General features: G+C 49.9%; 8 protein-coding genes. 7 read left to right on the top strand and 1 reads right to left on the bottom strand.

Going from position 1 to position 11001, the window contains the following annotated elements; translation table 11 throughout:
* The 5 genes from GPK90_RS12060 to sdaAA form a co-directional block, all read left to right on the top strand.
* Window positions 1-294 (top strand): zinc ribbon domain-containing protein (locus tag GPK90_RS12060; protein ID WP_215703099.1); only part of this gene is annotated, 294 nt, incomplete at its 5' end.
* A gap of 366 nt (window positions 295-660) precedes the next feature.
* Complete coding sequence (trxB, locus tag GPK90_RS12055) at window positions 661-1659, top strand: thioredoxin-disulfide reductase (RefSeq protein WP_215703098.1); 999 nt, start codon at window positions 661-663, stop codon at window positions 1657-1659.
* Window positions 1660-1733: 74 nt separating this feature from the next.
* On the top strand, window positions 1734-3032 hold the full coding sequence (locus GPK90_RS12050; protein WP_021905497.1) for a C40 family peptidase: 1299 nt from the start codon (window positions 1734-1736) through the stop codon (window positions 3030-3032).
* 448 nt (window positions 3033-3480) lie between these two features.
* Entirely contained in the window at window positions 3481-4158 is a 678-nt protein-coding gene (gene sdaAB, locus GPK90_RS12045; RefSeq protein ID WP_021905496.1) for an L-serine ammonia-lyase, iron-sulfur-dependent subunit beta, read from the top strand.
* Window positions 4159-4172: 14 nt separating this feature from the next.
* Window positions 4173-5054: an L-serine ammonia-lyase, iron-sulfur-dependent, subunit alpha gene (gene sdaAA, locus GPK90_RS12040; protein WP_118299257.1), complete on the top strand. Its 882-nt coding sequence runs from the start codon at window positions 4173-4175 to the stop codon at window positions 5052-5054.
* A 140-nt stretch (window positions 5055-5194) separates the two neighbouring features.
* On the opposite strand, the gene hpf is transcribed toward sdaAA, so the two are convergent.
* Window positions 5195-5722, bottom strand: coding sequence for a ribosome hibernation-promoting factor, HPF/YfiA family (gene hpf / locus GPK90_RS12035; RefSeq protein WP_118533617.1), 528 nt, complete (start codon window positions 5720-5722; stop codon window positions 5195-5197).
* A 1213-nt stretch (window positions 5723-6935) separates the two neighbouring features.
* Between hpf and secA the strand changes: the two genes are divergently transcribed.
* Together secA and prfB are read left to right on the top strand one after the other, a co-directional pair.
* A complete protein-coding gene (secA, locus tag GPK90_RS12030) occupies window positions 6936-9512 on the top strand; it encodes a preprotein translocase subunit SecA (protein WP_118533619.1) in 2577 nt (858 codons plus the stop codon).
* Window positions 9513-9603: 91 nt separating this feature from the next.
* Window positions 9604-10743: a peptide chain release factor 2 gene (prfB, locus tag GPK90_RS12025; RefSeq protein ID WP_118299253.1), complete on the top strand. Its 1140-nt coding sequence runs from the start codon at window positions 9604-9606 to the stop codon at window positions 10741-10743.
* The last annotated feature ends 258 nt before the right edge of the window (window positions 10744-11001 follow it).

The following is an 11001-nucleotide window of genomic DNA, read 5'->3' as shown; positions in this document are numbered from 1 at the left end:
CATCATTTTGGAAAAAGTGTTCATGACAACGGTTGGAGAATGTTCACAGATTTTTTGCAGTATAAACTGGAACGGGAAGGAAAGAAACTTGTCCGCATCGACCGCTGGTATCCCAGTTCCAGAACATGCAGTTGTTGTGGAAAAATAAAACATGATCTGAAACTGGAAGAGCGGGTATATCTTTGCAGCTGCGGAAACCAGATGGACCGTGATGAAAATGCGGCGATTAATATCTGCCGGGAAGGCCTGAGAATATCCGGGATCATATTAGAAAAAAGCGAAAAAGCATCATAAAAAGATATCAGCCAAAAAGAACCGTGGGACACACGGGGATCGCTCGTGAATGCTTTGCCCAACGGGCAATCGAACGAGAAGCCCCCACTTCAAGCGTGAGCTAAGTGGTGGGAGTATGTCACTACCCCAAGTGAATTGATCAGGATGTAGAAAAACGCAGTCGTACTCCCTCGTATGGCTGCGTTTTTCTGTATTTTGCCACAGGAATGCCACTTAAATTTCAGTGAAACTGATTGTATAATAGATATATATGGTGCTATACTATACAAGGCGTATTTTTGTGTTTTGTGACCGCCTGGTGCGGACATGAAGAACAGGATGTGCGGAAAATGTATCACATATATCGATTCTGAGATTGGAGGCATCATGGAACAGATTTATGATCTGATCATTATCGGTTCCGGTCCGGCGGGACTCGGGGCTGCGATCTACGCAAAACGCGCGGAGCTTGAGACACTCGTGATCGAAAAAGAGATGATGAGCGGCGGACAGGTGCTTACAACATATGAGGTAGACAATTATGCCGGACTTCCGGGGATCGGCGGCTTTGATCTCGGAATGAAATTCCGGGAACATGCCGATAAGCTCGGGGTGGAATTCGCAAAAGATACCGTACAGAAGATCGAAAGTGCGGAGTCCGCAGACGCATCCGGGAAGGAAGAGGAGCAGGAACTCCTGACGGCAGCAGAAGCCGGGGCGGAGCGCCCGCCTGTGATCTATCAGGTTGTCTGCAAAAAGGAGACGAGACTTGCGAGAGCGGTCATCATCGCTTCCGGGGCGCATCACAGAAAGCTTGAGATCCTGGGAGAGGCGGAGTTTACGGGAAAAGGTGTTTCCTACTGCGCGACCTGTGACGGTGCGTTTTTCCGGAAAAAGACGACTGCGGTGATCGGCGGCGGGGATGTTGCCCTTGAGGATGCGATCTTCCTCGCGAGACTCTGCGAGAAAGTCTATGTGATCCACAGAAGAGACGAGTTCCGGGGAGCGAAGAGTTTACAGAAGCGTCTGATGGAGCTTCCGAATGTGGAGATCTTATGGGATACAGTCCCGGAAGAAATTGTCGGAACAGATAAGGTGGAAACACTCAGAATTTTAAATAAGAAGACCGGGGAGAAGAATGACCTGGCTGTGGACGGCGTGTTCGTCGCGGTCGGGATCACCCCGAACAGTGAGATATTCAGAGGATCCGTGGAGATGGATCCGGCGGGATATATCGCAGCCGGCGAGGACGGAAGGACAAATGTTCCGGGAATTTTCGCGGCCGGGGATGTCCGTACAAAGGCGCTCCGCCAGATCGTGACGGCGGTGGCGGACGGCGCGAACTGCGTCGCATCGGTGGAAGCTTATCTGAACGGGCAGAATTAAGTATATCGACAGCTTTTGACAGGATGCAGAATTAAGACGGGATTGCCGGTAATTGACAGGAGAAAAGAAAAAGAATGAACAGAGCAGGAAGAATCATCGCAGTCTGCGGGCTGAGCATGGCGCTCATGATGCCGCAGGCTGCTTATGCGGCTGAGACGCTTTCGGTGCAGGTGAGCGCCAGAGAGGGGATCACGACCGTTGGAAATAAACAGTCGGCTTACGATAATGTGGCGATCTCCCACGTGAGCAACTATGTAAATATCCGTTCTGAGGCGAACACCTCCAGCAGTATTGTCGGAAAGATCTACAATAACTGTGCGGCGACGATCCTTGCAACGGTGGACGGAGAGGGAGGAACCTGGTATCAGATCCAGTCCGGTTCCGTTAAAGGTTACATAAAATCAGAATATTTTATTACCGGTGCTGAGGCTGAGAAGATCGCAAAGAATGTGGGAACTGTATATGTCACAGTCAGCGCGGACGGTTTAAATCTCCGCGAACAGCCGAATATGAACAGCGCGGTCCTCACAACACTTTCCAAAGATTCGGAATATCTGGAAGTGAAGGAAGACGGCGATTTTATCGAGATCCAGGTCGATGAATCCCTGAGCGGATATGTTCATAAGGATTATGTCACACAGAGGGTAGAGTTCAAGCAGGCGGTCAGCGTTGAGGAAGAAAAGCAGAAAGCTGAGGAGGCTGCCCGGATCAAGAAAGAGGCGGACGATGCGATCGCAAAGGTTGAGGAGCTGAAAAAGGAATCCGGACAGAGCACGGAAAATAAGGACACTCCGTCAACCTCGATCGGTATGATCGCGCAGAATCCGAATGCGGACAACGGAACGACGAAGGAGCAGACGAACCAGAGCAGCCAGGGCAGCACAAGCCAGAATACCGGCAATACGGCAGGTCCGGGCGGTGACGGCAGTAATACTTCCACAGGCAGCAGTACGGGAACCTCCGGAAGTTACCAGGATACCCAGAACGGACCGGGAAGTGCGGTATATGATTCTGCAGTCCGCACAGCGATCGTGGCTTATGCGAAACAGTTCCTCGGAAATCCGTATGTATACGGTGGGACAAGCCTGACAAACGGAGCGGACTGTTCCGGATTTACGATGCGGATCTTTGAGCATTTTGGAGTTTCCACCGGACGTACTTCGAGAGATCAGGCATCGAACGGAAAGCAGATCTCCCTGTCTGAGATCCAGCCGGGTGACCTTCTGTTCTATGCGAGCGGAAAGACGATCAACCACGTTGCGCTCTATATCGGCGATGGAAAGATCATTCACGCCAGCACGTCAAAGACCGGTATTATTATTTCCAACGCGTATTACAGAACGCCGGCGAAGGCGGTTACGTTCCTGAATTAAGGTTTGGTGAAAGATACGCGGCAAGTCTCCGGTCAGGAGTACTCGGTAATTCAGGGAAGGTTCCTCTAAGCTCCCGGGAGACTGCTAAAGGCGGAGAAGAGGAGACACAACTCGCTTCGCTCAGACAAGTGTCTCCTCTTCTCCAACGCAGTCACCCGCAAGCTAAGAGGAAGCCAGATTCCTGAATTAAGGCACTCCTGCCCGGAGACTTGCCGCTGGGAGTTGTCGGGAATAGAGAGAAGAACAAGCGAAGAATTACAGCAGGAACTATAAAAAAGAAACGATAAGGAGCTGTGGAAAAACAGCTCCTTTTTGTGTATAATAGTGGATAGTGTAGTATGTAGAAAAAAAAGCAAAACGGCAGCTGCGTTTTATAATCCAGCGCTGCGTATTTTCCATGCAGCATCATGGCCGTTTTGCGAAAAATACAGGAAATGAGGAAACAGGTATGAATGAGATCGGAACGTTCGATATTCTCGGACCGAATATGATCGGACCGTCAAGCTCTCACACGGCGGGAGCGCTGAGGATCGCCTTTATCGCCGGAAAAATGGTGGAGAAACCGGTGTCGGTGCGCTTTGTTCTCTATGGCTCTTTTGCGCGCACGTACCATGGGCACGGCACGGACCGGGCGCTGGTCGGCGGTATCTTAGGGTACCATCCGGATGATGAGAGGATCCGCGATTCGTTTGAGTACGCGAAGGAGGCGGGACTCCAGTTCAGTTTTGAGGAGAATTTTACGGACAAGGAGATCTATCCGAACACGGTGGACATCTATGTGAAGGATGAGAACGGGAATGAGATGTCCCTGCGCGGAAAGTCCATCGGCGGCGGAAATGCGGTCATTACGCGGTTAAATGGCGTTGATGTGGATCTCACCGGAAATTACAGTACGATCGTAGTCCAGCATATCGACAAGAAGGGAACGCTTGCATTCGTGACGGCAGTTTTAAGTGCATACGACTTAAATATCGGCTCCCTGCGCCTCTACAGGGAGAGCAAGGGCAAGATGGCCTATGCGATCATTGAAGTGGACACGACGGTCTCAAACCAGGTGGTAAACGCTCTGCGCGGCTTTGAGGCGGTCAAAAATGTACTTTTGGTTCCGGCGATCAATCTGGACTGACGGGAGGGAAAACGATGAATTTTACAAATGGAGCAGAACTTTTAGAGTACTGTGAGAAAGAAAAGAAAACGATCTCCGAGGCGATGTTTGAGCGGGAGACGACCTTCCTGGAGCAGGATCCGGAAAAGACGAAGGAAAAGATGAAAAAGGCATGGTCGATCATGCAGGCGTCGGCGAAAAAGCCGTTGAAGGAGAACATCGTCAGCATGGGCGGCATGATCGGCGGGGAGAGCCGGAAGCTGCACACACTCCGGGAGAACGGAAAGAATATCTGCGGGGATGTAGTGTCGAAGGCGATCGCTTACGCGGTGGGAGTTCTCGAGGTCAATGCCTCCATGGGACTTATCGTGGCGGCACCGACCGCAGGATCTTCGGGAGTGATCCCGGGAGTTTTCTGTTCGCTGCAGGAAAATTTCGGATTTACGGATGAGGAGATCTGCAAGGTGCTGTTCAATGCGGCGGCAGTCGGCTACCTGATCACGAGAAATGCAACAACGGCAGGAGCGGAGGGCGGCTGTCAGGCGGAGGTCGGAGCGGCGAGTGCGATGGCGGCGTCCGCGGCCGTGGAGCTTCTCGGAGGAACTCCGGCACAGTGTCTCGATGCGGCATCCTTTGCGATCGTGAATATCTTAGGACTCGTCTGTGATCCGATCGGAGGACTGGTTGAAAATCCATGCCAGAACCGGAATGCGATGGGCGCTTCGAATGCGCTGATCTCAGCAGAACTCTCCATGGCCGGGATCCGGAGCATCACCCCGATCGATGAGACGATCGGAGTCATGTATGCGGTCGGACGTTCGATCCCGTCGGAGCTTCGCGAGACATCCCTCGGCGGGATGGCAGTCGCGAAGAGCGCATGTGAGGCGTGCGCGGCGTGTGCAAAAAAGAAGAGATAAAAGAAGACAAAGAACAGGCGATAACCGATTTCAGATCAGGTACCGCCTGTTTTTCTACTGATCCGGAGAACCGGTCACTGTACGATGATCCGTATCGGTGCCGCTATCCGGTGATTCATTCTTATGAAATTTCAGAACACTTAGAACTCCGGCTCGATCAGTCCGTAGGAGTTGCCTTTTCTCTTGTAAACAACGTTTACTTCGTTTGTATCTGCGTTGAGGAACATAAAGAAATTGTGTCCTAAAAGTTCCATCTGTACGCATGCCTCTTCAGCATCCATCGGTTTCATCGCGAAGCGTTTTGTCTTTACGATATTAACGGTTTCTTCCTGCTCTGCTTCTTCCTGAAGGAAAGCTTCGCTGAAAGCTAATGCGCTCTGTTTCTTATCGACGATCTTGGTTTTATATTTCTTGATCTGGCGCTCGATGATCTCTTCTACAAGATCAACGGATACGTACATATCGCTGGAATCCTGTTCAGCACGGATAATGCTGCCTTTGACAGGAATCGTAACCTCTATTTTCTGACGTCCTTTCTCTACGCTTAATGTTACCTGTACTTCTGTATCAGGAGAAAAATAGCGCTCCAGTTTTCCTAATTTACTTTCCACGGCATCTTTTAAGCCTGGTGTAATGTTGATATTTTTTCCGCTGATTGTGTAACGCATAAAATCAACTCCTTTGTTTGGGATGGCTTAAGTATAACACAAAATTCTGTAAAAGACAACTAAAATACACAAAAAATGAGAAAATTTCAAAAGGTAAAAAAAGGTGTATAAAAGCTCAAAAGCTAGATAAAGTCTTCCGGGTTTGTCAATGGGATCGGGCAAAAAAGTTGTCGGAAATGTAAATTTTATGAGATGTTCACAAAAATAAAACAAATATAAAGAGAGTGTAAAATCCACCGGTGGGGAGGAAAAAACCTGTGGATAATGTGGATAACTTGGTGTATAACTGCGAAATAGCGTGAAATCGGCATTTTTCGAGGTGGACAACTTTCCACATAATTTTGGTGGATTAGTGTGGATAAAGTGGATAACCGGAGAATCGAATGTATGGTTTGTGCAAGTTGTACAGTCTGGGGGAAATGGGGGAATCATGGAGGAAAAGCTGCGGGAAGAGGATGCCGGAAGGGGAGAAGATGGGAAAAATGAGAGGGGAGGAAAATATCTGAATTTTTGGAAGTGTGTGGGAAAGGGGCACAGTTTTTAAGTGGAAAATGGTTTGGCAGGAATTTGGGGAGAAGAGATTGCGGGCGCTGGGGAGTATCTGCGGGCCGGTGAGATTCCGGGCAGAAGCACCGGCGATCCAGGGAGGGTTCCTCTAAGCTTGCGTGCGACTGCTAAGGGCGGAGAACGAGGAACACAACTCGCTTCGCTCAGACAAGTGTTCCTTGTTCTCCAATGCAGTCACCCGCGAGCTAAGAGAAGCCATCTCCCCGGATCAATGTGCTCCCGCCCGGAATCTCACCGGTCCGCTGCCACAGTGGTAGTAAACCGCGGCGAGTGCATGTGCTGGTACGGTTTCGGGAGCTCGTTGGTCTGCTGCCCGTAGAGGTGTTCAGCCGCGACAACATGCTTGGGAGTCGCGCTTGTTTGCTGGAGGCGACATTTATTTGTAAATTTATAAAGTACCGTCCTTAAAAATAAGAGATTTATGTACGAATTGTTAAAATTAAATGAAGTCATTGAATAAAAGCCCGGAAGGTGTTAAAATATTAAGGATTGTACGATGCAGTCGTATGCGGTCATGTGAAAAGTGCCGCAACATAGAAGAAAAGGCATCGGATAGAGATTGAAACAGTGTATGTGGCTGGATTTTCAGTTGAAAGCCTGGGGGTAGCCGCATGTGGATATTTATTTATATAGGAGAACAAGCAGAATGAATTTTGTTGAAAAAATATTTGGTACGCACAGTGACCGGGAATTAAAGTATATTTACCCGATCATCGATAAGATCGAGAAACTGCGCCCGACCATGCAGGCGATGTCTGATGACGAGTTAAAGGATCAGACGAGAAAGTTCAAAGAGCGCCTTGCTGCAGGAGAAACGCTCGACGATATTCTGCCGGAGGCATTTGCAACTGTCAGAGAGGCAGCAAAGAGAGTCTTAAATATGGAGCATTACCCGGTACAGCTCATCGGTGGTATCGTCCTTCATCAGGGACGTATCGCAGAGATGAAGACAGGTGAAGGTAAAACTCTTGTTTCCACCTGTCCGGCATATTTAAATGCCCTCTCCGGTAAAGGCGTCCAGATCGTAACGGTCAATGATTACCTTGCAAAGCGTGATGCTGAGTGGATGGGACAGGTTCATGAGTTCCTCGGCTTAAAGGTCGGAGTGGTATTAAACTCCATGACTTCCGAGGAGAGAAAAGCAGCTTACCAGTGCGATATCACTTATGTGACGAACAATGAGCTCGGTTTCGATTATCTTCGTGACAATATGGCGATCTACAAAGATCAGATGGTACTCCGTGACCTGGACTACTGCATCATCGATGAGGTCGACTCCGTATTGATCGATGAGGCGAGAACCCCGCTTATTATTTCCGGACAGAGCGGAAAGTCCACAAAGCTCTATGAGGTTTGCGATGTCCTTGCAAAGCAGCTGGTCCGCGGTGAGGAATCCGGTGAGTTTAATAAACTCAACGCCATCATGGGCGAGGAGATCACTGAGACCGGTGATTTCATCGTAAATGAGAAGGAGAAAGTCGTAAACCTGACAGAACAGGGTGTGAAGAAGGTCGAGGCATTCTTCCACATCGACAACCTTGCAGATGCGGAGAACCTTGAGATCCAGCACAACATTATCCTCGCACTCCGTGCACACAACCTCATGTTCCGCGATAAGGACTATGTGGTCAAGGATGATGAGGTCCTGATCGTCGATGAGTTCACAGGACGTATCATGCCGGGCCGTCGTTACTCCGACGGTCTCCATCAGGCCATCGAGGCGAAGGAGCATGTAAACGTCAAGAGAGAGTCCAGAACTCTTGCAACGATCACATTCCAGAACTTCTTTAACAAGTACGCGAAAAAAGGCGGCATGACCGGTACAGCCCAGACTGAGGAGAAAGAGTTCCGTAATATCTACGGCATGGACGTTATCGTGATCCCGACAAACCGTCCGGTAATCCGTAAGGATCTTGATGACGCTGTATATAAGACAAAGAAAGAGAAATTCCACGCAGTTGTCGAGGAGATCGTAAAGGCACACGAGAAAGGACAGCCGGTCCTTGTCGGTACGATCACGATCGAGACATCTGAGATGCTGAGCCAGATGTTAAAGAAGCGCGGAGTTCCGCATAAAGTATTAAACGCGAAGTATCATGAGCTGGAAGCTGAGATCGTAGCGGACGCAGGTGTTCACGGTGCGGTAACGATCGCGACGAACATGGCAGGCCGTGGTACCGATATCAAGCTTGACGATGAGTCCAAAGCACTCGGCGGCTTAAAGATCATCGGTACAGAGCGCCACGAGTCCAGACGTATCGATAACCAGCTCCGCGGACGTGCAGGACGTCAGGGTGACCCGGGTGAGTCCCGCTTCTATATCTCCCTTGAGGATGACCTGATGCGTCTCTTCGGTTCCGACAAGCTGATGAGCATGTTCAATGCACTCGGTGTTCCGGAGAATGAGCAGATCGAGCACAAGATGCTGTCTTCCGCGATCGAGAAGGCACAGCAGAAGATCGAGACAAACAACTACGGTATCCGTGAGAACCTCTTAAAGTACGATGAGGTCAATAATGAGCAGCGTGAGGTCGTATACGCTGAGCGCCGCCAGGTACTTGACGGTGAGAACATGCGTGAAGTGATCATGAAGATGCTCAACGACGTTGTCGAGGGCGCTGTGGACATGTCCATCAGCGACGAGCAGACTCCGGAAAACTGGGGATTCAAGGAATTAAATGATCTTCTTCTTCCGATCATTCCGTTAAAGCCGATCGAGCTGACAGAAGAGATCAAGAAGATGAACAAAGATGAGTTCAAGCACATGTTAAAAGAGCTTGCGACGAAGTTCTATGAGTCCAAGGAAGCAGAATTCCCGGATGCAGAGCAGGTTCGTGAGATCGAGCGTGTGGTACTTTTAAAGGTTATCGACAACAAGTGGATGTCCCATATCGACGATATGGATCAGCTCCGTGAGGGAATCGGCTTACAGGCATACGGCAACCGTGACCCGCTCGTTGAGTACAAGATGAGCGCATACGAGATGTTCGATGATATGACTGCGGCGATCCGTGAGGACACGCTCCGTATTCTCTGCCATATCCGTGTAGAGGAGAAGGTCGAGAGAGAGCCGGCAGCCAAGGTTACAGGTACAAACCGTGATGATTCCGCGGCAAAAGCTCCGCAGAGACGCCAGACCCAGAAGATCTACCCGAACGATCCGTGTCCGTGTGGATCCGGTAAGAAATATAAGCAGTGTCACGGAAGAAAACCGCTGGCATAGAGACGGCAGCCGGAAAGATACTGAAATGTTACTGGTCAGCGCAAGCTTTTGCGCTGACCTTGTTAAATCATTATAAGAAAGGACAGAGTCAATGGTTGAGTTAGACCAGTTTAAATACACCTTGTCCACATATGAAACTCCGTTAAAGGAGGTTCGTGATTCCCTGAATCTGGAGGCAAAGATCAGAAGGATCGATGAGTTGGACAAGACCATGGAAGAGCCGAGCTTCTGGGAGGATGCAGAGAAATCTACGAGACTCGTGAAAGAAGCGAAAAACTTAAAGGACACGGTCGCAGAGTACAACAAGCTCCAGAATCAGTATGAGGAGATCGGACTGATGATCGAGATGGGGTACGAGGAGAATGACCCGGCGATCATTCCGGAGATCCAGGAGATGCTCGACGAGTTCACTTCTGAGCTCGATGCGCTTCGTCTGCGCACACTTCTGACCGGAGAATATGACAATAACAATGCGATCTTAAGACTGAATGCCGGAGCGGGCGGAACCGAGTCCTGCGACTGGTGCAGCATGTTATACCGCATGTACTGCCGCTGGGCAGAGAGAAAAGGCTATCAGGTCGAGGTCCTCGATTTCCTCGACGGTGAGGAAGCCGGTATTAAGTCGGTAACGATCCAGATTAACGGTGAGAATGCTTTCGGCTACTTAAAGTCCGAGCGCGGCGTTCATCGTCTCGTAAGAATTTCTCCGTTCAACGCGAACGGAAAGAGACAGACCTCCTTCGTATCCTGTGATGTTATGCCGGATATCGAGGAAGATCTGGATATCGAGATCAACCCGGATGACCTGCGGATCGATACCTACCGTTCCAGCGGTGCCGGCGGACAGCACATCAACAAGACGTCATCTGCAGTCCGTATCACCCATATCCCGACCGGCGTTGTTGTCCAGTGTCAGAATGAGCGTTCCCAGTTCCAGAATAAGGACAAGGCAATGCAGATGCTGAAAGCGAAACTGTATATGTTAAAGCAGCAGGCAAATGCAGAGAAGCTCTCTGACATCCGCGGCGATATCAAAGATATCGGATGGGGAAGCCAGATCCGTTCCTATGTACTCCAGCCATACACGATGGTAAAAGACCACCGGACCGGATTTGAGAGCGGAAACGTAAATGCGGTGCTCGACGGCGGACTCGACGGATTTATCAGCGCCTACCTGAAGTGGGAGAGCCTTGGACGGCCGCAGGTGAAGGGCGGACAGGACGTAGAATAGATCCGGAAGAATGACGGATGGACGGAAACAGATCCATACGAAACGATGGAATGGCCGGGCAGCCGGTGATAGATCAAAAAGGAATCAGATAAAGAAAATTAAGAAAGTGCGTCAGATGATGGAGAAATTCATTGTCTGGCGTACTTTTTTTAGGAAATTCCCTGGAGGTTCCTGTAAAGTGACATACTCCCACCACTTAGCTCACGCTTGAAGTGGGGGCTTCTCGTTCGATTCCCCCGTTGGGCAAAGCATTCACGA

This window comes from Clostridium sp. MCC344, assembly GCF_018785365.1.
GTDB lineage: Bacteria > Bacillota > Clostridia > Lachnospirales > Lachnospiraceae > Pilosibacter.
Note: the sequence above shows the minus strand (reverse complement) of the source record. Positions and strands in the feature narration are given on the sequence as shown.